Here is a 22,585-nt window from a genome sequence, read left to right as displayed (position 1 = left end):
GCAGACGGGCCGGCCCACCCGCCTGCCGGCCAATGCGCATGTGATCTTCCCCGGCTGCGAGGGTGACTCGCTCCTCTATCTGCTGGACATGGAGGGCTTCGCGACCTCGACCGGCTCGGCCTGTCAGGCCGGGGTCTCCCGCCCCTCCCACGTGCTCCTGGCCTGCGGCTTCTCCGAGGACGACGCCCGCTCCACCCAGCGCTTCAGCCGGGGGCCGGAGACCACGCAGGAGGAGGTGGACCGGCTGCTGGCCGTGCTGCCGGAGGTGGTGACGCGAGCGAGGAAGGCGGGTATGGTGTCGGCGACGCCGCGGTGGGCGGAATGACACCCGCGAAGGGTGCGGCGCCCGCGGTGTGCGGGTGGACTGCAGGCGGTGCCCGCCGTGCGGGGTGCACCTGCTGCGCCGCCCATGCCTGCCGCGCCGTCTGTGCAGACCGGCCGACTCGTACACACCCCAGGAAGGGGCCCTGCTCATGAAGATCCTCGCGGCGATGTCCGGAGGCGTGGACTCCGCAGTGGCGGCGGCCCGCGCCGTGGACGCCGGCCATGAGGTGGTGGGAGTGCATCTGGCGCTCTCGCGGATGCCGGGGACCCTGCGCACGGGTTCACGCGGCTGCTGCACCATCGAGGATTCGCGTGACGCGCACATCGTGGCCGGCCAGCTGGGCATCCCCTTCTACGTCTGGGACTTCTCCGAGCGGTTCAAGGAGGACGTGGTCGACGACTTCATCGCCGAGTACGCCAACGGCCGCACCCCCAACCCGTGCATGCGCTGCAACGAGCGCATCAAGTTCGCCGCGCTTCTCGACCGCGCGCTGGCTCTGGGCTTCGACGCCGTGGCGACGGGGCACTACGCGGAGATCGTCCCGGCCTCCGACGGCACTCCGGAGCTCCATCGCGGTGCGGACCTCAACAAGGACCAGAGCTACGTGCTGGGAGTGCTGACCGCCGAGCAGCTCGCGCACTGCTACTTCCCCATCGGGGCCTCGGCCTCCAAGTCGGAGGTGCGGGCGGAGGCGGAGCGCCGCGGCTTCCCCGTGGCGAACAAGCCGGACTCCTACGACATCTGCTTCATCCCGGACGGCGACACCAAGGCGTGGCTCGCGGACAAGATTCCCATGCGCCCGGGCCTCATCCGGGACGAGTCCGGCGAGGTGCTCGGCGAGCACGAGGGTGCGACCACCTATACGGTCGGCCAGCGGAAGGGTCTGGGGATCGAGAAGCCGGCGGCGGACGGGAAGCCCCGGTACGTCGTGGGGGTGGATCCGCGGGAGAACACCGTGACGGTGGGCCCGCGCGCCTCGCTGGCGATCGAGGAGCTCGAGGGCATCCGCACCAGCTGGGCGGGGCGGCCGCCTGCGGACATGGGTGCCACCGAGGAGACGGGGATCGACTGCGAGGTGCAGATCCGCGCGCACGCGGATCCGGTTCCCGCGCGCGCCTGGCTGGGAGAGGTGCGCGAGGAGGTTCCCGCCGCCGAAGCCGACCCCCTGGGCCCGGTCGTCCCCCGCCCGCGCCCGGCGGGTCAGGTGCTGCGCGTCCGCGTCGAAACGCCGCTCACCGGGGTGGCTCCGGGCCAGACGATGGTCGTCTACCGCGGCACGCGCGTGCTCGGCCAGGCGACGATCGACCGCACCGTCCACGCCTGAGGCGCGCTCGCTTCTCTTCGGTGTGACGCCCGCAATGTGCCTAGGCACCCGCTTCTTCCTCCGCGCGCCCGCTTCTTTCCGGGCTGGCACCCAGTTCTCGCCTGGACACCCGCTTCTCTTCGTAGAAAGGCGGGTGTCCAGGCGAGAAGCGGGTGTGGTCACTCTGTGTCACAGGTGCCGTGGCATTCACGGACGTGTCACTTCTGTCCACAGATGGGCATACAGGTCTTGTCGATGAATGCGGAATGATGCATTTTGATGCCATGTACCTCATTCTGCACAGGAATCAGCTCACGGCGATGGGGATACGGGAGAAGGAGCTCCGGCGGGCACTGCGCTGCTGCCTGGTACGGGTGCGGCGCGGCCGCTACACCCTCTCTCAGCTGTGTGAGGATCCTGCCCACAGTGTTCTGCACGCCGCAGCAGGCGATCCGGCGGTGACGCTGGCGCGTGAGGAGGGCGGACTGCGCGGGGAGACGGAGGCGCTGCGCAGGCAGATCGCCACCCGCCGTGAGGATCTGCCTCCCGGTGCGGTGTTCTCGCACCTGAGCGCGGCACTCATCCACGACCTGCCCCTGGTGACGGTGCCGGGGACCACCGTGGAAGCGGTGCAGGCGGGCAGGGCACGGCGCCGTGCGGGGTGGCGCATCTGGGACAGAGAGGTTCCGCCCGACCAGCGGGAGGTGAACGGCGGCTACCGGGTCACGACCCGGGTGAGGACACGTCGCAGACGTCGCGCGGGATCATCCTCTGCTCCTCTCCGTTCCCATGCTGGACAGCGCCTTCCGTGAGGAGCCGGCCCTCATCGCTTCCTTCCGTGAGCTCACGGCGCGGGAGGTGCCGCTGCGATTCCGCTCCGCGGCAGATGCGGCATTCGTCCTGTCGGACCCGCTCCGGGAGTCTCCGGCTGAGTCCGTGTGCGCCGTGCGCTTCCTGGAGTACGGGCTCTGCGGCTTCGAACCGCAGGCGCGGATCGTCGGCGCGCAGGGGGAGGAGACGGCGCGCGTGGACTTCCTGCACCGTGAGTCGAAGGTGGTCGTCGAAGTCGACGGGGAGGCCAAGTACACCCTTGGCGGCAGGGACCGCGACGACTCCTTCAGGGCGGAGCGGGAACGGGAGTACGCGATCAGGAACCTGGGCTACTGCGTGTACCGGCTCCGGTGGAGCGACTTGTTCCGTGCCAAGGTCTTCCTGCAGATCAGGCACGCGATGATGACGGAGAGCGCAGCGGCGGACTAGACGCGATGTGGGGGCTGCACACATGGACTCCATGCGGAAGGCAGGCGGCCGGACAGCGGGTGGAGCATCGCGGTGAGAGTGGATCGCCGGGCCGCGGAGCGAGAGAATGGGGTGGTGAGGGGCAGCACCGCGAGAGCTGCCGACCGAGCGGAGGCCGCGTGAGCGCACACACTGAGGGCAGAGGGGGCCCGGAGCAGGATCCCGGCGTGCGGATCGTGCCGTACGGCTCCTGGGAATCACCCATCGACGAGGAGGTCGTGAGCACCTGGTCCGCCACGGTGGGCCAGGGGCGATTCGGGGCGGTGGCAGGCCGCCCCGGTGTGTGGTTCACGCAGCGCCCTGCGGACTCCGGCGCTGCAGGCTCCCGCACTGTGAGCTCCGGCCCTGCGGACTCCGGCGTCGCGGGCGCCGGCACTGCCGGCGCGGACGCTGCGCGCTCCGGTGCACGTGGGACTGCGCTGTTCTGGACCTCGCTCGTCGATCACACCGCGCCCATCCGCCTCACTCCCGCCGGCATGGATGTGGGATCCGCGCTCCGCGTGGTGGCCGCCGGCCCTCCCACCGCAGGAGCCGGCGCTGCCACTCCGGTCTGCGGCGCGCCCGCAGCGGAGGCCGGTGGCGAATGGGCGGTGATGCCGGGGACGGGCGACGTGGTCTGGGTCGACGCGGGCACACAGCGGCTCCGCGCCCTCAGCGGCTCTGCGATCGAGGAGCACGTGCGCACCGGCGTGCCCCTGCCCATACCGCTGCTCCTGCCGGACGGTGCATCTGCGCCGCACTGCGAGGAACCCCGCCCCGGATCCGCAGAGCGTCCGGGACCGTTCCGCTACGGCGACCTCACCGTCACGCAGGGGGTCCTCCTCGCCGTCCGTGAGGATCCCCGCGCCGGCTCCGTCGCCGTCGTGCGGCTGGACCCCACCGGGACGCACCCGCCCCAGTTCCTCGTCGAGGCTCCCACGCGCTTCGTCGCCTGGCCCAGGCTCTCACCGGACCGGTCGCTGCTGCTCTTCGCGGGGTGGGACCCGCCCCGCACGCCCTGGGAGGAGACCGCGCTCTTCGCCGCCTCGCTCAGTCATCTGCCCGCATCCGCGACTCATGCACCCCGGCCCCCCGTGAGTCTCCCGCCGGAGCCGGAATTCCCTCCGGCCCATGCGCGTCAGATCTGGAGGCACCCAGATGCCACGGCGCTCCAGCCCGAGTGGGTGTCCGGCCGCAGCATCGTCTTCACGGAGGACTCGCGCGCCACCTGGCGTCCTGTGCTCATGGATGCGAAGGCGGCCTTCGCCCGCGCCTCGGGAGAGCCCGGGGTGCCGCTGGCGGACGCGGTGCCCCTGCTCCCGGACGAGGCGATCCGGGAGGCGCTGGCGGATGAGGAGCGCAGGCTCCGCCGCACGGACTCCGCGCCGGAGCTGCCCCCGCTGCTGGGAGAGGACGGCGTGGGCGGCCCGCTCCGCAGCCTCGGCGAGCGGTGGTTCCTGCCTGCGGGAGGAGGCCGGCGGCTGCTGGCGCAGTGGCGCAACGGCACCGCGGCGCTGCTGTGGGCATATCCGGAGACCGGTGACGTGCGGGCCATCGGCAGTGACCTCGACTGGCTGCGGCTGCAGGATCTGGACGAGGAGCGCGGTCTCGCGCTGGTGACGGGCGGGGGCGGACGCAGGGCGGACGGTCTCTACCTCTGCAGCCTCGTCTCCGGTGAGCTCGTCCCCCTGGTGCTCGAGGCCGCCCCCGGCTCCCTCAGCCCCTGGGTGCCGCTGCCGTTCGCGGACACGGTGGGCGGGGTGCCGGTGGTGATCTACCCGCCGCGGAGCGGGGATCACAGGGCTCCTGCGGACACAGCGCCTCCCTTCGTCGTGCGAGCGCATGACCATCCGGCGGACCAGGCGGTTCCGCGAGTGCATCCGCAGATCGCCTACCTCACCTCCCGCGGGATGGGCGTGGCGGTGGTGAACGGCACGGGCTCCTCCGGCTTCGGCAGGGCGTATCGCGACGATCTGCGCGGCTTCGAGGGCGAGCGGGAGGTGCAGGACCTGCTGGCTGTGGCTCGCGGCCTCGCGGCGGAGGGGCGGGCGGACGCGGACCGGATCGCCGTGTGGGGTGCTCGGCTCGGCGGAGTGGCTGCGCTGCGAGCGCTCGCTGACCCGGACACGCCCTTCGCCTGTGGTGTGGTGCAGGAGGCTGCGCCCGCCGCCGAGGCGCCTGCGGGGGAGGGGCCGCAGCGCCCGGTCGCGCTCCTGTGGGGTGAGGCGGGTGCCGCCTCGGCGGAGACCGCTCACGCGCTCGCTGCCGATCTGCGCAGGGCCGGCCTCCCCTTCTCCCTCCATTTCCTGGCGCAGGGGAGCGCACCGGACGCGGCGGCCGTGACGTACGGATATGCGTTCTGCGCTGCGATCATGGGATTCTCCGCCGCCCCGGGCTCTGTCAGGTCTGTCCTGCAGGGCCGCGGGAGAGGCGGTGCGGGCGGCGCCGCTGCCGCACACGGGTGAGTGGTCCGCGCACAGGCGCTGGAGCGCGGCGGGAGGGCAGGCGCAGGGCGGATAATCTGCGGGGTGCTGTGAGGCAGGTCTGCCGGAGGGTGCAGCGCGTGGCTCACCCCGGGCGCCGTCCGATGTGCAGCGGTGTCCGGACCTGCTGGTTGAATGGCGTGTGCGCCGGGACGGGCCGGGCACATGCCGGCGGACACGATGACACGGGAAGGGACGAGTGCTGCGATGAGCATGTTCTCCACGACGGGGATCTGGGCGGACGAGGACCCGCGCGAGGCGGTCTCCCGTTCCGTCACGGCGGTGGAGGGAGCGCCTGACGCTCCTCCCATACCCTTTCCGCTCATGGCGCAGCCGGCTGCGGGCGGCACGCGGTGGGCCGTGGATGCGCTCGGATTCGCCGCACAGCTGCTGCTGGAGCTGCCGGTGGACATCGGCCCGGCGGGGTGGAGGCTGCTGGGTGCCCGGGCGGCCACCGGCACCCGCGCCCTCGACTCGCGCCGGGAGGCCTCCCGCCTGGGCCGGGCCGTGGACGCGCTGAGCGAGTACGCGGAGCGCTCCGGCCTGCCGGTGCTCCTCTCCGCACCGGGGCCCTGGACGCTGGTGCGCAGACTGGGCCTGCCGGACGAAGCGCCGGTGCTGGGGGATGCCGGCGCACGCAGGGACGTCATCCAGGCCTATGCGGAGGGCCTGCGTCAGTTCCGCTCGCGGCTGTCCGCGCTCACCGGAGGCCGCGTCCGCGTCCGTCTCGTCGAGGAGGAGCTCGACGCTGTGCTCACCGGCACGGTGCCCACGGTCTCCGGCTATCGGACGCTGCCCGCCGTGCCGGACGCCCAGGTCACGGCGGCGCTCCGCTCGCTCGTCGCCCGCACCGGCGAGGACACGCTCCTCTCCCTGCCCCGAGCGGACTCCGTGCGGATCGCGGGCAAGGAGATCCCCCACACCCGGCTCGCCCGGGAGGCAGGGGTGTCCGCGCTGGCGGTGGGCGGCCTCGCGCGCGGGGGCACACTGCGCAGTCCGCAGAATCCACAGGACCGGCAGGACTCACAGGACCGGCCGGAGCCGCAGGTCCCGCGGAGCGAGGCGGCGGTCCGCGGCCCGCAGAACGCGCGCGCGGTGAGGCGCTGGGAACAGCTCGCGGAGTGGACGGAGGCCGGCGGTGAGCTGTGGCTGCGGATCCCGCCGGAGGCGGCCGCCGCTCCGGAATGCGTGAGCGCCTGGGTGCAGGCGGTGCGCGAACCCTGGGAGGCGGTGGGGATGAGCCCTGAGGGTCTCTCGGGCTTCGGTATCCTCACGGGTGACGAGCTGCCCCTGGGCGCCCACCCGCTGCTGCCGGAGGAGGCGGGCCCGGAGCGCAGCCGCAGGCACCTGCGGATGGCGGAGTCCCTGGCCCGCGCCTTCGCGGACCAGGCCGGCTGACCGGCGCGGAGCAACACGAGCGAGCGCGGACCTACACGAGGAGAACGAGCGATGAGCGGTCAGTCGGAGAACCCGGTCCACGGGGACGGTCAGGTGCCCGCGGACGCCGTGGAGAGTGCGAAGGCGGAGGACGCCGATGCGCTCGCCCGCCGCGTCCATGACCTCACCGCGCGGATCGAGGAGCTGCGCGAGGCCTACTACCAGCAGAACGAGTCGCCGGTGCCGGACGCGGACTACGACGCCCTCGTCCGGGAGCTCGAGGAGATCGAGGCCGGGCATCCGGAGCTGCGCCGCGACGACTCGCCCACCCAGCACGTGGGCGGGTCCGTGGACACCACGACGTTCGAGGCCGTGGACCACGTGGCCCGCATGTACTCCCTCGACAACGTGTTCTCCCACGAGGAGCTGCGCGCCTGGTTCTCCCGCGAGCGCAATGCGGTCCCGGAGGGCACCCGGTGGCTCACGGAGCTGAAGATCGACGGCCTGGCGGTCAACCTGCTCTACCGCGACGGGGAGCTGGTGCGGGCGGCGACCCGCGGCGACGGCACCACCGGCGAGGACATCACCCCCAATGTGCGCACGCTCGCGGACGTCCCGCAGCACCTGGACGCGGAGCACCCGCCTGCCCAGGTGGAGATCCGCGGCGAGGTGTTCTTCCCCGTGGAGCGCTTCGCAGAGCTCAACGCGGCCCTCGTGGAGGCCGGCCACAAGCCCTTCGCCAACCCCCGCAACGCGGCCGCGGGGTCCCTGCGGCAGAAGAACCCGCAGATCACCGCTCAGCGACCCCTGCGGATGCTGGTCCACGGCATCGCCGCCTGGATCCCCGCGGACGATTCCCACCCGGAGCCGGAGACGCAGTCCGAGGTCTACGAGCAGCTGCGGGCCTGGGGGCTGCCCATCAGCGAGTACTACCGAGTGTGCGAGGGCCCGGACGAGGTGATCGAGTACATCGAGCACTACGCGGAGCACCGCCACTCCGTCACGCACGAGATCGACGGGGTGGTCATCAAGGTCGACGACCTCCACACACAGGAAGAGCTCGGATACACCTCGCGGGCACCGCGCTGGGCGACGGCCTTCAAGTACCCGCCGGAGGAGGTCACCACCCGGCTGCTGGACATCCGCGTGCACGTGGGCCGGACCGGCAGGGTGACGCCGTACGCCGTGATGGAACCGGTGCTCGTCGCCGGCTCGACGGTGGAGCGGGCCACCCTCCACAACGCGCACGAGGTGAAGCGCAAGGGCGTGTACATCGGCGACCTGGTGGTGCTGCGCAAGGCCGGCGACGTCATCCCCGAGGTGCTGGGGCCGGTCGCGGATCAGCGCGACGGGTCCGAGCGTCCCTTCGTCATGCCGGACACGTGCCCCGCCTGCGGTGCGGAGCTCTACGAGCAGAAGGCCGGGGACAAGGACCTCCGCTGCCCCAACGCCCGCTCCTGTCCGGAGCAGCTGGTGGGGCGCGTCATCTACCTCGCCTCGCGCTCCGCGCTGGACATCGAGGCACTGGGGGAGCAGGCGGCCTACGCGCTCACCAAGCCGGACCAGTACATCCGTGCCGGGGATGATCCGCGTGCGGACGGCGGGGCGGAGTCCGGGGCCGAGGCCGCGCCAGAGGCTCAGGCCGCAGCCGGTACCTCACCCGCGGACGGCGGGGCTCCGGACGCGGACCCAGCCGGAGGCGTGGCCGCGCCGCTCACCTCCGAGGCCTTCCTCTTCGACCTCACGGCCGAGGACCTGCGCGGGGTGCTCACGGAGCAGACGGTCCGCGAGAACGGCGAGGAGCGCTCGGAGCTCGTCCCCTACTTCTGGACCCGGCCGGAGCTGTACAAGACGAAGGCCCGCCGCGGTGAGGTGAAGACCCCCTCGCGCCCGCGCAAGAACACGCTCACGCTGCTCGAAGAGCTCGAGAAGGCCAAGCGCAACCCGCTCTGGCGGGTCCTCGTGGCGCTGTCGATCCGGCACGTGGGTCCGGCCGCGGCACGGGAGATCGCGGCGGCCTTCGGCTCCATGGAGGCCGTGCGCGCCGCCTCGGTCGAGGAGCTGGCGGCGGTGGAGGGCGTGGGCGAGGTCATCGCCACCAGTCTCCTGGAGTGGTTCGAGGTCGACTGGCACGTGGAGATCGTCGAGCGGTGGAAGGCCGCGGGGGTGGTCATGGACGACGGCGTGCTGCGCGGGGGTGCGCCGGGCTCTGCCGGTCCGCGCGCGGGCGGCGACGCGGGCACGGACCCGGAGGCTGCGGCGGCGCTCGTGGGCGAGATCGAGGGCGTCGCGGAGCCCGCGGCCGCGGTGGTGGCCGAGGCCGCCCGCCGGCAGGTCCTCGCCGGGCTCACGCTGGTGGCCACCGGTTCCCTGGAGAGCTTCACCCGCGACGGCATCGCGGAGACGATCCGTGCGACCGGCGGGAAGTCCGCGAGCTCGGTGTCCAAGAAGACGGACTACGTGGTGGCCGGTGCGAAGGCGGGGTCCAAGCTCACCAAGGCCGAATCGCTGGGCGTGCCCGTCCTCGACGAACAGGCCTTCCTGGAGCTGCTCGCCCACGGACCGGCGGCGGAGGAGGGCGAGGAGTCCGCCAAGGGCGAGGCAGCTGTCGCAGGGGAGAGCACCGGCGCCGGCTGAGTCGAGCGCCGGAGCGAGGAGTCCGCGGGCTGATCTCTCAGCGCTCATTCAGCGGCGACCTGCCTCTCATTCAGCAGTGGGTGGGAGAGTGGGGCGCATGAACATCGGAACGCGTCTCCTCATCTCCGCGGCTCTCGCCGTCGGTTCGACGGTGGGGGCCGCCGCACTCGGAACCACGCTCCAGCGTGACGGTGCCGCCGGACTCGCCGCGGAGTCCTCCGCCGTCCAGAGCGCCGCTGAACTCGACGAGGACAGCCCCACGGCACGGGCGGACGGCGTCCGCGCGGAGCTCCTGGCCGCCGCGGCCGCGGGCGACATCTCCTGGGAGGCCGCGCACCGCGTGAGCGACGACCTGGGCTCCTACATCCTGGGCGAGCGCGACGCGGCGGCCATCGCCGTCTGAGCTGAGGCTCCTCCCCAGATCACAGCCGTGCGTGCCGGTGCGAGGCGGGCCAGCAACTAGACTGTCCTGCGGACCAGTACGGACGAACAGATGGGGTGAGGATGGCGGAATCAGCCGCGATCACCGCTGAGCAGGTCAGGCACCTGGCTGAGCTGGCGAGGATCGCCATGACGAGCGAAGAACTGGAGCGCACGGCGGGGGAGCTTGAGGAGATCCTGTCCCACGTCGCGCGGGTGTCCGAGGTGGCGACGGACGACGTGCCGGCCACCAGCCACCCCATCGCGCTCACCAACGTCCTCCGTGAGGACGTCGTGGGGACCACCCTCACCGCGGAGCAGGCGCTGGCCGGCGCACCGGCCTCGGACGAGGGCAAGTTCCTCGTCCCGCAGATCCTGGGGGAGGAGTGAGCATGAGCGAGACGAACCCCCAGAGCGGCGCCGCACAGGGCGGCACGGGGCTCACCTCCCTGACCGCCGCGCAGCTCGCCGCAGGACTGGCCGCAGGCGAGTACACGTCCACGGAGGTCACCCGGGCCCACCTCGACCGCATCGAGGCCACGGAGGAGCAGATCGGATCCTTCCTCACCGTGACCCCGGACGTCGCGCTCGCCACCGCTGCTGACGTGGACCGCCGCCGCGCCGCCGGAGAGCAGCTCCACCCCTACGCCGGTGTTCCCGTGGCCCTCAAGGACCTCGTCGTCACCGAGGGCATCCGCACCACCGCGGCCTCGAAGATGCTGGCGGACTGGGTGCCGCCCTACGACGCGACCGTCTACGCGAAGATCAAGGCCGCGGGCCTGCCGGTCCTGGGCAAGACGAACCTCGACGAGTTCGCGATGGGCGCGACGACGGAGCACTCCGCCTTCCACGTCACGCGCAACCCCTGGAACACGGACACGGTGCCCGGCGGCTCCTCCGGCGGGGCGGCCTCGGCGGCGGCGGCCTTCCAGGCACCGCTGTCCGTGGGCACGGACACCGGCGGATCCGTCCGCCAGCCGGCGGCCTTCACCGGCACCGTGGGTGTGAAGCCCACCTACGGCTCCGTCTCCCGCTACGGCATCATCGCGATGGCCTCGAGCCTGGACCAGGTGGGGCCCATCGGACGCACCGTGGCCGATGCCGCCGCGCTCCACCAGCTCATGGCCGGCCACGACCCGCACGACTCGACGTCGCTGCGCGAGCCGGTCCCGGACTTCCTCGCAGCGGCCGCCGTCGGTGCCCAGGACGGTTCGCTCAGGGGCACCCGTCTGGGTGTGGTGAAGCAGCTGACCGGTGAGGGCTACGCCGCCGGCGTGCAGGCCGCCTTCGACCACGCACTCGCGCTCGCCCAGGCGGCGGGCGCGGAGATCGTCGAGATCGACATGCCGTCGCTGTCCTACGCGCTCGACGCCTACTACCTGCTCATGCCGTCCGAGGTCTCCTCGAACCTGGCCCGCTACGACGGCATGCGGTTCGGCCTGCGGGCGGAGCCGGAGTCCGGACCCATCACGGCGGAGACCGTCATGGCCGCCACGCGTGCCGCAGGGTTCGGCGACGAGGTCAAGCGCCGCATCATCCTCGGCACCTATGCGCTCTCCGCCGGCTACTACGACGCCTACTACGGCTCCGCGCAGAAGGTGCGCACGCTCGTGCAGCGTGACTTCGCCGCGGCCTTCGAGCAGGCGGACGTGCTGGTCTCGCCCACCGCGCCCACCACGGCGCTGCCGTTCGGCAAGGAGGAGTCCGGGGACCCCATGGCCCTGTACCTGGGAGATGCCTCGACCATCCCGGCCAACCTCGCCGGCATCCCGGGCATGAGCCTGCCCGCCGGCCTGGCGGACGGGATGCCCGTGGGCCTCCAGCTCCTGGCACCCGCCCGCGAGGATGCCCGCCTCTACACGGTGGGCGCCGGCGTGGAGGCGCTCGTCTCCGCGGACCGGGGCGCACCGGTCTGGCAGAGCGCCCCCGTGACGTACTCCTCCGAGGCCGCTGCCGCGACCGCCACGAACGCCTGAGGAAGCAGATATGAAGTACCAAGACGCAGTCGCGAAGTTCGACCCGGTGCTGGGCATCGAGGTGCACGTGGAGCTGGGCACGGCGACGAAGATGTTCGACGCCGCCCCCAACACCTTCGGCGGCGGCCCCAATGAGAACACCACCCCGGCCTCGCTGGGCCTGCCCGGCGCCCTGCCCTCCGTGAACGGCAAGGCGGTGGAGTACGCCATCCGGATCGGCCTGGCACTGGGCTGCGAGATCGCGGAGTCCTGCCGGTTCGCCCGGAAGAACTACTTCTACCCGGACGTGCCCAAGAACTTCCAGACCTCGCAGTACGACGAGCCCATCGCCTTCGACGGGCAGCTGGACGTGGAGCTCGAGGACGGCACCATCGTGCCGGTCCGGATCGAGCGTGCGCACATGGAGGAGGACGCGGGCAAGAACACGCACGTGGGCGGCTCCGCCGGGCGCATCCACGGCGCGGACCACTCCCTCGTGGACTACAACCGCGCCGGCGTGCCGCTGGTGGAGATCGTCACGCGCCCCATCGAGGGTGTGGGCGAGCGCGCGCCTGAGGTGGCGGCGGCCTACGTGCGCACGCTGCGTGACATCTTCCGCGCACTGGGGGTCTCCGAGGCCCGCATGGAGCAGGGCAACGTCCGCGCGGACATCAATGTCTCGCTGCGTGAGTCCCCGGAGGCCCCGCTGGGCACTCGCACGGAGACGAAGAACGTGAACTCGTTCCGCTCGATCGATCGAGCGGTGCGCTTCGAGATCTCCCGCCAGGCGGACCTGCTCTCCGAGGGCGAGGCCGTGGTCCAGGAGACCCGCCACTTCCACGAGGACACCGGCGGCACCAGCTCCGGCCGTCCCAAGTCGGATGCCGACGACTACCGCTACTTCCCGGAGCCGGACCTGGTGCCGCTCGCCCCGCCGCGGGAATGGGTCGAGGAGATCCGCGCCGCGCTGCCGGAGCTGCCCGCGGCCCGTCGCCGTCGCCTGCTGGAGGAGTGGGGCATCAGCGAACTGGAGATGCGCGACATCATCAACGCCGGTCTGCTCGACCAGGTGGAGGCGACGGTGGCGGCCGGTGCCAAGCCGGACACCGCGCGCAAGTGGTGGATGGGTGAGATCGCACGTCTGGCCAAGCAGCGCGAGGTCTCCCCGGAGACCCTGACCACGCCCGAGGCCGTGGCCGAGCTGCAGCAGCTCGTGGACGCCGGCAAGCTCAACGACAAGCTCGCCCGGAAGGTGCTCGCAGGAGTGGTCGAGGGGAAGGGCTCCCCGGCCGAGGTCATGGCCGCCGAGGGCCTCGAGATCGTCCAGGACGACGGCGCGCTCGAGGCCGCGGTGGAGGCCGCACTCGCGGACAACCCGGACGTGGTCGAGAAGATCAGGGGCGGGAAGATGCAGGCCGTGGGCGCGCTCATGGGCCCCATCATGAAGGCCACCCGGGGCCAGGCGGATGCCGGCAAGGCGCGGGAGCTGATCCTCGCCAAGATCAACGGCTGAAGCGCACGTCCGCCGCCCGGCCGGGTGCCGAGCGGCGGACGTGCGCTGTGTCGCGGGCGTGTGCAGCGCCTGAGTGCGAGCAGAGATGCGAGACCGGGCCGTGGGCAGCTTCCCGGAAGCCCACGGCCCGGTTTCTGTCTGTGAGCAGCGGTGTTCCCTCAGCGCAGGGAGACGGCCGCCGCTTCGGAGAAGATGCCGCCCTGGAACTCCAGCTGACTGGGAGAGACATCTTCCGGCACGTCGAACACGAGCACTCCATCAGCGGTGTTGCCCGGGTTGATCTCTTCGAGGAAGAGGGCGTCCTCGTCGGCGTAGATGCCTGCCTCCGAGTCCGAGTTGTAGGAATTGCCGTTCTCATCGCTGAGCGTGATGTTGTCCTCGAAGAAGTACTCGGGGGTCGAACCGGCGTTCTTCACCGAGAGGTCGACGACGACGAACTGGCCCTGAGCGCTGGCCCCCAGGTACTCGTTGCCCACCTCGGCCACTCCTTCCTCCACCGCGTTGACCGTGACCTCCCAGTCACCGGAGACCACGGTGTCCCCCAGGCCGTACTCGGCAGCCGGTTCCTCCTCGGCGGCCTCGGGCTCTTCTGCGGCTTCCTCCGCCGCTGCGTCGTCCGCTCCAGCGGAGGAAGCGCCGCCGGTGTCGGCGGCGTCGTCCTCGCCCCCGCCGCCCAGTGCTCCGCCGATGATGATGACCGCCAGCACCACGAGCAGCCAGAACCACCAGCGCTTCAGCAGCGGCTTCTTCGGCTTGCCCGCCTGCGGCACGGGTGCGGGGTGACCGGGCTGGGCCTGCCACTGCTGGGACTGCTGGGATGCCCACTGCGGGGAGGGTGACCCCGCACCGGGAGCTGGGGACGGCGCCTGCGCTCTCGGGGAGTGCTGCGGGTCGTGGGGCGGCTGAGGGTTGTGGGGGACGGACATCGTGCTCCTTCAAGAACGGTGATCGGCGCTCGCAGCGCTGTGCCCCCGTGCCGACGTGGCGGGACACAGGGGTGCTGCTGTTGACATGAACAGCATTCCGCGGTCAGTCGTCCGCGGGCATCGGCCGATAGGCTCGACGCGTGCCGCCGATCGGCTGGGATCGTCACCCGGACGGATGACCGTCCGGTGCCGCCCCCGGGGATACGGTGTCGTCTGTGCCAGATCAGCAGTTCCCACCGCAGCCGGCCGGCCGGCAGTCGCCTCCTTCCGCATCCGCGGGGCCCCGCCAGGGCCCTCCGTCGGGGGTGCCTGTCGACTCGCACGCGGTCTCACCCTCGCCTCGGACCGGACCGCGTCCGGACGTGCGGCACTCGCCGGCGGAGGTGCACGGGTCGGAGAGCTCCGCGGAGCGGCGGAAGCGCAGGAGGCGGGGAGAAGCACCGCCGAGGGGACTGCGCCGCGCCGGGAAGGTGGGTTCCGGCATCCTCGTATTCGTCCTCGGCATCTGCGGTTCCGCGATGGGGCTCGTCTCCGTCCCCGCCGCCATCAACGAGGACGGCGGCCTGAGCGACGTGGGAGTGCTCGTCTTCCTGCTCACCACGATCGCGTGGGGTTCCGTGTTCCTGCGTTCGCGGCTGCCGTGGGTGCCGTTCGCCGCCGGATGCGTGCTCGCGGCGGGCTGGAGCGATTCCGTGCTGCTCCTGGTGGGCATGTTCCACCTCGTGGTGCGGGGCAGGCGCGTTCATGCGGTCATCGCCGCTGCGGCGGGCGGGGTGCTGGTCGCGGCGGGCGTGCTCCGTCTGTGCCTCGGCCCGGTGGCGAGGAACCCCTTCAGCCTCTTCTTCACGGAGGACCCGGACAATGTGTTCGTCCGCAGCGCTCCGCCTCTCGCCGACGAGTCGCTCCTCGCGATGAACCTCATGACGGTCCTGGCCGGCGTGGTGGGACTGGGCGTGAGCATCGGCTTCGGCATCCTGCTCAGGCGCACGCGCCGCATGAAGGACGTGGAGACGTTCGCGCAGCGGGAGACGGCTCGGAACGAGTCGCTGTCCGCGGAGCTCGCACGCCACTCCGAGCGTGAGCTCCTCGCCCGTGAGCTGCACGACACGCTCTCGCACCGGCTCTCCGTTATCTCCCTGCACAGCGGTGCGCTGGAGGTGAACGGCCCGGGGCCGGATGCGGCGGAGACGGTGACGGCGCTGCGCCGGGAGGCCAAGGCCTCGCTCGCGGATCTGCGTGATCTGGTGGGCGGTGTGCGCGAGGGCACGCTCGGCCGGCAGGGGCCGCTCGCGGAGCAGGCGACGCCGCCCAGCCTCGCGTCGATGCGTTCGCTTCCCCAGCTCGTGGCCTCCGTCCGGGCGACGGGGACCGCGGTGCGGCCCATGATCATCCTCCAGGACGTGGAGAATGCCCCCAGCGTCCTCGACCGGGCGGTCTACCGGATCGCGCAGGAGTCCCTGACGAACGCCATGAAGCACGCTCCCGGTGCTCCGGTGACCCTGGAGGTCGAGGTGTCCGCGGGCGGCGGAGCACGCATCCGGGTGGAGAATCCGATCGTGCAGCCGGCCTCGGCGTCCGGCCCCGGCCACCGTGACCTCGCCGCCTCCGGCTCGGGATCGGGCCTGGAAGGCATCCGCGAGCGCGCCGCGGTGCTGGGCGGCACGTCGGAGCTGGGTCCGCGCGGAGACTTCTTCGTCGTGGACGTGACGCTTCCCCCATTCGGCCGTTGAGCGCAGCCCGGACGGCCTCATCTAGAGTCGTCTGCATGCCTGAGAACTCATCTGCCGTGCGAGTCCTGCTCGTCGACGACGACCCGATGGTCCTCACCGGTCTCGAGCAGATCCTCCGCGCACCCGCGGACATCGAGGTGGTGGCACGGGCGCAGGACGGTGAGACCGCTCTGGGGCAGGCGGCGCTGCACTTCCCGGACATCGTGCTCATGGACGTGCGGATGCCCGGCATGGGCGGCATCGAGGCGACCAGCCGGCTGGCGAACAGCGCCAGACCTCCCCGGGTCGTGGCGCTCACCAGCTTCGACACGGACGACTATCTGTTCCGCGCCCTCGAGGCCGGCGCGGCGGGGTTCCTCCTCAAGGACATCGGGCCCGCCGAGCTCGCGGAGGCGGTCCGGACGGTGCACCGCGGGGAGGGGATCCTCGCGCCGCAGGCCACGCGACGCATCATCCGTGCCTATTCCGCGAAGAAGGATCAGCGCGCCCGGCGCGAGGCGGCGGAGCTGGTCGCCTCCCTCACGGCCAGGGAGAGGGAGGTCGCGGTGCTCGTGGCGCAGGGGCTGTCCAACAGGGAGATCGCAGCGGCGACGTTCTCCAGCGAGGCGACGGTGAAGACTCACCTGGCCAAGGTCAACGCGAAGCTGGATGCGGACAACCGGGTTCGCGTCGCCGTGCTCGTGGAACGGGCCGGTATCGTGGGTGCATGAGAGCGATAGTCCCCACCCTCTGGGCCGATGGCAGCGCCGCCGCAGTCGCAGACTTCTACACGTCCGTCTTCCGGGATGCGCGTGAGACCAACCGCACCCACTATCCCACGGAGGGCCTCCCGGACTTCCAGCAGCACATGGCCGGCGAGATCCTCACCCTCGACCTCGAGATCCACGGTCTCCGGATCTCCGTCATCAACGCCGGGGACGAGTTCCGGCCCAACCCGGCGGCCGGCTTCATGGTCAACCTGGACCCCGCCTTCCTGGAGGATCCGCGCGGCTACCTCGACAGCCTCTTCGCCGCGCTCTCCGAGGGCGGACGCGTGCTCATGGAGCTGGGGGAGTACCCCTTCTCCCCGCGGTATGCGTGGGTGGAGGACCGGTTCGGGGTGAGCTGGCAGCTCATCCTCACCGATCCCACCGGAGAGCCCCGGCCCACCCTCCTTCCGGCCCTCATGTTCTGCGGACCCGCGCAGAACCGCGCGGTCGAGGCCGGTCGTGCCTATACGAACCTCTTCCCCGGGTCGCGCCTCGGCACCGCTGTGCACTACCCGCAGCAGACCGGGCCGGCGACCACGGACGGCGTCATGTTCTCGGAGTTCCGCCTGGGCCCGGCCCAGGACGATCCGCGGGAGGAGTTCTGGGTGACGGCGATGGACTCCGCCGTGGAGCAGGACTTCACGTTCACGCCCGGCTTCTCCCTCCGCGTGGAGGCGGAGGGGCAGGAGGAGATCGACCGGCTGTGGGCTGTGCTCTCCCGCCACCCCGAGGACGAGCAGTGCGGCTGGTGCCGCGACGCCTTCGGCCTCAGCTGGCAGATCGTCCCGGCGGACCTGGGTGAGCTCATGCGGGCGCCGGGCGCGCACCAGGCGCTGATGGGCATGAAGAAGATCGAGATCGCCGGCTTCGGCACCCACGGACCCCTCAGCAACCCTCACTAGAATCGGCAGGAGGTCCGCGCGCGAGGAGCAGACGAGCAGCTGGAGGACACCATGGCCGCATCCCACCCGTGGCGAGCTCTGTGGAAGGAGCACTGCGCACGCAGCATGCCGGTGTACCGCGTGCTCGTGCCGGACTCCGTCCCGCATTCGGTGAGGGCGGCGTGGAGCGCCCGGGGCTACTCCACCGGCGCCTCCCGCCAGACGGGGCCCATGCGGCTGCTGCGCAATCCGGGAGAGACCCGCAACCTCATCCGCTCCAACCTGGTCTTCAAGGGTCTCACCGGTGCGGGAGCGGCCAGCACAGGCATCGCCGGTCTGAGCACCCTCGGTGTCTCTCTCGCCGCTGACGCCGTCGCCACGGGCGGACTCGTCACCACAGGCGTCTTCGCCGTACTCACCGGTGTGACCGGCGGCGTCACCGGCACCACCTACCTCCGCGACCCCAAGCGCCTCTCGAAGAAGGACCGGCAGAAGGCTCAGGAGGCGCGGTGGATCACCCCGGCGACCCTGGGATACGTACCGGGAGGCCGCTCCGCGCAGGACACGGACGAGCAGAGGCTCTTCCACCTCGCCGTCACCCTGGCCGCACGGATCGCCGCGACGCGGTCGTGGACCCATCCCGTCCTCTCCGATCATGTGGCGAGGGTGGACCTCGACAGCATCATCGGCACCCTGGGCGTGCGGCTCGCGGAGCTCTGCGAGGTCCGCATCCAGCTGGAGGAGATGCGCGACTCCGCCGAGGCCGGCCGCGTCGCCGCCTATCTGCGGCGACTGGCGGGCGCCTTCGCCTCGGTGGCGGACCGGGTGGTGAGCATGCACGAGTACCTCGAACATCTGCGCAGCCTCGACGCCCAGCTCATCGCGCTCGACCATTCCGAGCGCACGCGTGAGATGGGGGAGCGGGTGCTCGACGTGGTGGCCCGCACCGCCGGCGACGACGTGGTGGACACCCACTTCCGCGATCTCAACCTCGAGGCGGAGTCCCACGCGGAGTCCATCCAGCAGCTCCTGGGGGAGCTCGACGAGACGGCGGACGAGTTCGACGATCTGGACTCCCGCATCGCCCAGGCGGCGAAGGGGCTCCCGGAGCGCTGACCGGAGCGTCGGGCGGCGGGTAGCACCTGTGGCTCGGCTGCGGGGATGACGACAGAGCGCGGGCCGCTCTCTCCTATGGTGCGAGATTCAGAGCAGACGGGCCGTGTCCCCTGCTCCGATGGGAATACCTGCTCGGCGCAGAGCAGGGACCCGACGAGAGGACCGTACGTGGAACTCCCCATCGATCTGCTCCACTGGACCCTGGCGGTGCTGCCCATCGCCGCACTCGCGTTCTTCATGATCCAGCTCCGCTGGACCGCCCAGCAGGCCGGGGCGATGGGCGTGATCGTGGTCGCCGTGATCGCGCTTGCCTTCTTCCGCACCCCGGCGGAGACGCTGGGCGTGGCCGGCGCGAAGGGCGTCTGGGACGCGATCTTCATCCTGCTCGTGATCTGGCCGGCGCTCCTCCTCTACCAGTTCATGGTGCGCTCCGGCGGCTACGAGGCCATGCGCCGCGGGATCACGGCGATGAGCCGCAACGAACTCTTCATCGTCGTCGCCCTGGGCTGGGTCTTCACCTCGTTCCTGCAGTCCGTGGACGGCTTCGGCACACCCATCGCGATCGTCGCACCGCTGCTGGTGGCCTTCGGACTCAAGCCCGTGTACGCCGTCGTGATCCCCATCATCGCCCACGTGTGGGCCAAGTTCTTCGGCACGCTCGGCGTCGGCTGGCTCGCCACGCTCCAGGTGGTGGACCTCGATCCCGGCACCGCGATGGCCACCGCCGTCGAGTCCTCCGTCATGCTCACCCTCACGGCGCTCATGGGCGGCCTCACGGTCGTCTGGATGTACGGCCGCTGGGCCGCCGTGCGCCACGGCTGGCCGCTCGTCCTCATCCTCGCCGGCATCCAGGGTCTCGGGCAGTTCCCCGCCCTGCTGGTGGATCCCGTGCTGGCGGCCTTCCTGCCGGCCACCGCCGCGCTGCTCGCGCTCTGGCCGCTGTCCCGGTGGAAGCGGTTCGCGGAGCCGGCGCCCGGCATCGTGGATCGTCCGGCCATGGCCTCCGAGGCGCTCGCCTCCTCTGCCGCGGGCACGGGCCCCCAGCCGCCCATGTCCACGGCCATGGCCTTCTTCCCCTACATCCTGCTCAGCGTCATCGCCGTGCTGACCTCCGTGATCACCCCTCTTGCGGACCTGCTGGGCCGCTTCACGGTGGGCTTCCCCTTCCCTGCCGTGGGTACCGGATACGGGGTGGAGACGGAGGCCGAGTCCGCCTTCTCCGCGCTCGCCCCGCTCAGCCACCCCGGAGCGGGCCTGCTGTTCACTGGGCTCGTCACCTGGCTCGTCTTCTCCGCCCGCGGGTACTTCCGCTCCTGGCAGGTGCAGAAGGAGACGCAGGATCCCGGCGCGCTCCGCGGTCTGCTCGCCTCCGCGATCCCGGCCTCGGTCCCCATCGTCACCTTCCTGGTGATGGCCTCGATGATGAACCACAGCGGGCAGACGGCCACCATGGCGCTGGGCATCTCCGCCGTCGCACCCGCGGCCGTGTACGCGTTCCTCGCCAACGGGATCGGCGTGGTGGGGGCGTTCGCCACCTCCTCGCAGACCTCGTCCAACGTGCTCTTCTCCGCGCTGCAGGTGAACATGGCGGAGCTCAAGGGCCTGCCGGTGTCCACGGTGCTCGCCGCCCAGTCCGCAGGAGCTTCGATCGGGAATGCCGTCGGCCCTGCCAACGTGGTCATGGGCGCCTCCACGGCGGGCATCATCGGCCGTGAGGGCGACATCCTGCGCAAGACCTTGCCGTGGACCCTGGCGGCGGCAGCGGTGACGGGCATCGTCACGGTGGTGATGGTGTATGTCTGAGAGAGGAAACCGCATGACCCATCTGCTCCGCAGCAAGACCTTCTACCTGGGAGTCTCGTTCGTGCTCCTGCTCGCCTCGCTGCCGCTCATCAGCGCCGGTGCCATGGCCGAGGCCGAGGGTGCCGGCACCTCCGCCCTCCTCTGGGCGGGGACGGCCAGCGGCGCCCTGGGCACCCTGGTGCTGCCGCTGCAGCGCTTCCTCACCGGCACGGACCGGACCGGGGACGAGGACGAATGAACGCCCGCACCCTGACAGAGGCCCACACCCGGACAGAGACCCGCACACACTGAGATCGAGGAGGATCCCCATGGCCCATCACGCAGCTCCCCGCACCGGTCGTCCGCCCGTCGTCGCCGCGCGCGGCATGGTGACGGCACCGCACTACCTGGCCTCGGAGGCGGGCAACGCGGCCCTGCGCCGGGGCGGGTCCGCCGTGGACGCGGCGATCACCGCCAATGCGGTCCTCGCCGTCGCCTACCCCCACATGGCCGGCCTGGGAGGTGACTGCTTCATGCTGGTCGCAGGCGGTGCGGTCCAGGGCGTGGAAGCGCTCGAGGCCAACGGCCCGGCCGCCGCGGCCGCCACCCGGGAGTTCTACCGGGACCATGCCGACATCCCCGTCCGCGGTCCGCTGAGCGCTCTCACCGTTCCCGGCGCGGTCGACGGCTGGCGCCTGGCCCACGAGCGGTACGGACGCCTGCCCTGGAGCGCGCTCTTCGACGACGCCATCGCGCTGGCGGAGGACGGAGTGGCGGTGAGCCGCTCGCTCGCGGACTGGGTCGCTGCGGACTGGGACCTCCTCCGGGCGGACGCGCGGATCGCTGAGGTGTTCGCCTCCGGCGAGCAGCCGCTGCGCGAGGGCGCGGTCCTCCGCCAGCCGGCGCTCGCCGTCACCCTCCGGGCACTGGCCAGTGGAGGCGCACGCGGCTACTTCTACGAGGGGGAGTTCGCGCAGCGCTTCGCCCGGGCGCTCGAGGAGCAGGGCTGCCCGCTGCGGGCGGACGACTTCGCCGGCTACACGGCGCGGTGGGTGGAGCCCATCTCCACGACGTACCGGGGCAGGGAGGTCTTCCAGCTCCCGCCGGCCACACAGGGCATGGCGGCGCTGCAGATCCTCAACCTGCTGGAGGGCTTCGACCTGGCGAGCATCCCTGAGGGCGGCGCGGACTACTACCACCTGCTCGTGGAGGCGGTGAAGGTGGCGTTCGCGGACCGCGACGAATGGCTCAGCGACCCCGCGCACGTCGAGATCCCGCTCCGGACCCTGCTGTCCAAGGAGTATGCGGAGGAGCGGCGCGCCCTCATCGACCTCACCCGCGCCCTCGACGGGTCCGCGGTGAAGCCGGGGCTGCGGCGCGGCGACGACGCGCAGAGGCGCACGGCCTCGGGAGACACCAGCTACTTCGCCGCCGCCGATTCCGACGGCATGGTCGTCTCGATCATCCAGTCGCCGTACCACGACTTCGGCGCCGGCATCATCGCCGGGGACACGGGTGTGATCCCGCAGAACCGCGGCTCCTTCTTCTCCCTGGACCCCGCGCATCCCAACACCCTGGAACCGGGCAAGAAGACGTTCCACACCATCATCCCGGCACTCGTGATGGAGGACGGGAAGCCGCTGCTGGCCTACGGGACGATGGGTGGGGAGGGGCAGCCGCAGACGCAGGCGGCGGTGCTCACCCGCATCCTCGACTACGGCTACGACGTGCAGCAGGCGCTCGAGGCTCCCCGCTGGCTCTACGGGCGCACCTGGGGTGAGGACTCCTCCGATCTGAAGCTGGAGGCCCGCATCGACTCCGGCACCGTGCGCGAGCTGCGGCTGCGCGGGCAGCCGGTCGCGATCGCACCCGCATGGGACGGATCGCTGGGGCACGCGGCGGCGATCCTCGTCAACCGGGAGACGGGCATGTACGAGGGCGGGGCGGACCCGCGCGGGGACGGGCAGGCCGTGGGGCACTGAGACGCAGGGTACGGCGCTCCGGCTGACTTGCGAGCCGGCCCACAGCGAGCCGCGGGGGTTTGGAACAGGTGGGAATAGCACCGCGGGCGGTTTTTAGGCGGGAAGAAGAAAACGGGGGGGGGGGGGGG

General features: G+C 71.6%; 18 protein-coding genes and 1 pseudogene. 18 read left to right on the top strand and 1 reads right to left on the bottom strand.

Annotated features, from left to right (window positions below):
• The 11 genes and pseudogenes from Q0A33_RS12015 to gatB all read left to right on the top strand — a co-directional run.
• Positions 1 to 325, top strand: a pseudogene (locus Q0A33_RS12015) (cysteine desulfurase NifS); the annotation flags it as partial.
• Positions 326 to 473: 148 nt separating this feature from the next.
• Complete coding sequence (gene mnmA, locus Q0A33_RS12010) at positions 474 to 1,649, top strand: tRNA 2-thiouridine(34) synthase MnmA (protein WP_291796905.1); 1,176 nt, start codon at positions 474 to 476, stop codon at positions 1,647 to 1,649.
• 245 nt (positions 1,650 to 1,894) lie between these two features.
• Positions 1,895 to 2,440 carry a hypothetical protein gene (locus Q0A33_RS12005; protein ID WP_291796901.1) on the top strand — a complete coding sequence of 182 codons (546 nt, stop codon included), beginning with the start codon at positions 1,895 to 1,897 and terminating at the stop codon, positions 2,438 to 2,440.
• On the top strand, positions 2,418 to 2,888 hold the full coding sequence (locus Q0A33_RS12000) for a hypothetical protein (protein WP_291796899.1): 471 nt from the start codon (positions 2,418 to 2,420) through the stop codon (positions 2,886 to 2,888). Before Q0A33_RS12005 ends, Q0A33_RS12000 begins: the two co-directional genes overlap by 23 nt.
• A 158-nt stretch (positions 2,889 to 3,046) precedes the next feature.
• Positions 3,047 to 5,371 (top strand): prolyl oligopeptidase family serine peptidase, encoded by a 2,325-nt coding sequence (locus tag Q0A33_RS11995; protein WP_291796896.1) that lies wholly within the window; start codon positions 3,047 to 3,049, stop codon positions 5,369 to 5,371.
• Positions 5,372 to 5,596: 225 nt separating this feature from the next.
• Positions 5,597 to 6,787 (top strand): hypothetical protein, encoded by a 1,191-nt coding sequence (locus tag Q0A33_RS11990; RefSeq protein ID WP_291796893.1) that lies wholly within the window; start codon positions 5,597 to 5,599, stop codon positions 6,785 to 6,787.
• A 51-nt stretch (positions 6,788 to 6,838) separates the two neighbouring features.
• Positions 6,839 to 9,403 (top strand): NAD-dependent DNA ligase LigA, encoded by a 2,565-nt coding sequence (ligA, locus tag Q0A33_RS11985; protein ID WP_291796890.1) that lies wholly within the window; start codon positions 6,839 to 6,841, stop codon positions 9,401 to 9,403.
• Between the two features lie 97 nt (positions 9,404 to 9,500).
• Positions 9,501 to 9,806, top strand: coding sequence for a hypothetical protein (locus Q0A33_RS11980; RefSeq protein ID WP_291796888.1), 306 nt, complete (start codon positions 9,501 to 9,503; stop codon positions 9,804 to 9,806).
• Positions 9,807 to 9,907: 101 nt separating this feature from the next.
• Positions 9,908 to 10,213 carry an Asp-tRNA(Asn)/Glu-tRNA(Gln) amidotransferase subunit GatC gene (gatC, locus tag Q0A33_RS11975; RefSeq protein WP_291796885.1) on the top strand — a complete coding sequence of 102 codons (306 nt, stop codon included), beginning with the start codon at positions 9,908 to 9,910 and terminating at the stop codon, positions 10,211 to 10,213.
• A 2-nt stretch (positions 10,214 to 10,215) separates the two neighbouring features.
• Positions 10,216 to 11,799: an Asp-tRNA(Asn)/Glu-tRNA(Gln) amidotransferase subunit GatA gene (gene gatA / locus Q0A33_RS11970; RefSeq protein WP_291796882.1), complete on the top strand. Its 1,584-nt coding sequence runs from the start codon at positions 10,216 to 10,218 to the stop codon at positions 11,797 to 11,799.
• A 10-nt stretch (positions 11,800 to 11,809) separates the two neighbouring features.
• Positions 11,810 to 13,291, top strand: coding sequence for an Asp-tRNA(Asn)/Glu-tRNA(Gln) amidotransferase subunit GatB (gene gatB, locus Q0A33_RS11965; RefSeq protein WP_291796879.1), 1,482 nt, complete (start codon positions 11,810 to 11,812; stop codon positions 13,289 to 13,291).
• A 158-nt stretch (positions 13,292 to 13,449) separates the two neighbouring features.
• Here the strand turns inward: gatB and Q0A33_RS11960 are convergent, their stop codons facing one another.
• Entirely contained in the window at positions 13,450 to 14,217 is a 768-nt protein-coding gene (locus Q0A33_RS11960) for a DUF4352 domain-containing protein (protein ID WP_291796876.1), read from the bottom strand.
• 470 nt (positions 14,218 to 14,687) lie between these two features.
• Here Q0A33_RS11960 and Q0A33_RS11955 point away from each other — a divergent pair, with 470 nt between their 5' ends.
• The 7 genes from Q0A33_RS11955 to ggt all read left to right on the top strand — a co-directional run bounded on the left by Q0A33_RS11955 (position 14,688) and on the right by ggt (position 22,457).
• On the top strand, positions 14,688 to 15,947 hold the full coding sequence (locus Q0A33_RS11955; protein WP_291796873.1) for a histidine kinase: 1,260 nt from the start codon (positions 14,688 to 14,690) through the stop codon (positions 15,945 to 15,947).
• A gap of 35 nt (positions 15,948 to 15,982) precedes the next feature.
• Positions 15,983 to 16,657, top strand: a complete 675-nt coding sequence (locus Q0A33_RS11950) for a response regulator transcription factor (protein WP_291796871.1) — start codon at positions 15,983 to 15,985, stop codon at positions 16,655 to 16,657.
• A complete protein-coding gene (locus Q0A33_RS11945) occupies positions 16,654 to 17,598 on the top strand; it encodes a VOC family protein (protein ID WP_291796869.1) in 945 nt (314 codons plus the stop codon). The genes Q0A33_RS11950 and Q0A33_RS11945 overlap by 4 nt, the downstream gene beginning before the upstream one ends.
• Before the next feature lie 51 nt (positions 17,599 to 17,649).
• Positions 17,650 to 18,693, top strand: a complete 1,044-nt coding sequence (locus Q0A33_RS11940; RefSeq protein ID WP_291796866.1) for a hypothetical protein — start codon at positions 17,650 to 17,652, stop codon at positions 18,691 to 18,693.
• A gap of 168 nt (positions 18,694 to 18,861) precedes the next feature.
• A complete protein-coding gene (locus Q0A33_RS11935; RefSeq protein ID WP_291796861.1) occupies positions 18,862 to 20,496 on the top strand; it encodes an L-lactate permease in 1,635 nt (544 codons plus the stop codon).
• 13 nt (positions 20,497 to 20,509) lie between these two features.
• On the top strand, positions 20,510 to 20,734 hold the full coding sequence (locus tag Q0A33_RS11930) for a hypothetical protein (protein ID WP_291796858.1): 225 nt from the start codon (positions 20,510 to 20,512) through the stop codon (positions 20,732 to 20,734).
• Positions 20,735 to 20,804: 70 nt separating this feature from the next.
• A complete protein-coding gene (ggt, locus tag Q0A33_RS11925; RefSeq protein ID WP_291796854.1) occupies positions 20,805 to 22,457 on the top strand; it encodes a gamma-glutamyltransferase in 1,653 nt (550 codons plus the stop codon).
• The last annotated feature ends 128 nt before the right edge of the window (positions 22,458 to 22,585 follow it).

The organism is Brevibacterium sp. (assembly GCF_022712115.1).
In the GTDB taxonomy this organism is placed as follows: Bacteria; Actinomycetota; Actinomycetes; order Actinomycetales; family Brevibacteriaceae; genus Brevibacterium; species Brevibacterium salitolerans.
Note: the sequence above shows the minus strand (reverse complement) of the source record. Positions and strands in the feature narration are given on the sequence as shown.

What these genes read in the sequence shown, in the direction of transcription:
- mnmA (WP_291796905.1), top strand. Translation starts at nt 474, where the DNA reads ATGAAGATCCTCGCGGCGATGTCCGGAGGCGTGGACTCCGCAGTGGCG.
- Q0A33_RS12005 (WP_291796901.1), top strand. Translation starts at nt 1,895, where the DNA reads ATGATGCATTTTGATGCCATGTACCTCATTCTGCACAGGAATCAGCTC.
- Q0A33_RS12000 (WP_291796899.1), top strand. Translation starts at nt 2,418, where the DNA reads ATGCTGGACAGCGCCTTCCGTGAGGAGCCGGCCCTCATCGCTTCCTTC.
- Q0A33_RS11990 (WP_291796893.1), top strand. Translation starts at nt 5,597, where the DNA reads ATGAGCATGTTCTCCACGACGGGGATCTGGGCGGACGAGGACCCGCGC.
- ligA (WP_291796890.1), top strand. Translation starts at nt 6,839, where the DNA reads ATGAGCGGTCAGTCGGAGAACCCGGTCCACGGGGACGGTCAGGTGCCC.
- Q0A33_RS11980 (WP_291796888.1), top strand. Translation starts at nt 9,501, where the DNA reads ATGAACATCGGAACGCGTCTCCTCATCTCCGCGGCTCTCGCCGTCGGT.
- gatC (WP_291796885.1), top strand. Translation starts at nt 9,908, where the DNA reads ATGGCGGAATCAGCCGCGATCACCGCTGAGCAGGTCAGGCACCTGGCT.
- gatA (WP_291796882.1), top strand. Translation starts at nt 10,216, where the DNA reads ATGAGCGAGACGAACCCCCAGAGCGGCGCCGCACAGGGCGGCACGGGG.
- gatB (WP_291796879.1), top strand. Translation starts at nt 11,810, where the DNA reads ATGAAGTACCAAGACGCAGTCGCGAAGTTCGACCCGGTGCTGGGCATC.
- Q0A33_RS11960 (WP_291796876.1), bottom strand. Translation starts at nt 14,217, where the DNA reads ATGTCCGTCCCCCACAACCCTCAGCCGCCCCACGACCCGCAGCACTCC.
- Q0A33_RS11950 (WP_291796871.1), top strand. Translation starts at nt 15,983, where the DNA reads ATGCCTGAGAACTCATCTGCCGTGCGAGTCCTGCTCGTCGACGACGAC.
- Q0A33_RS11945 (WP_291796869.1), top strand. Translation starts at nt 16,654, where the DNA reads ATGAGAGCGATAGTCCCCACCCTCTGGGCCGATGGCAGCGCCGCCGCA.
- Q0A33_RS11940 (WP_291796866.1), top strand. Translation starts at nt 17,650, where the DNA reads ATGGCCGCATCCCACCCGTGGCGAGCTCTGTGGAAGGAGCACTGCGCA.
- Q0A33_RS11930 (WP_291796858.1), top strand. Translation starts at nt 20,510, where the DNA reads ATGACCCATCTGCTCCGCAGCAAGACCTTCTACCTGGGAGTCTCGTTC.
- ggt (WP_291796854.1), top strand. Translation starts at nt 20,805, where the DNA reads ATGGCCCATCACGCAGCTCCCCGCACCGGTCGTCCGCCCGTCGTCGCC.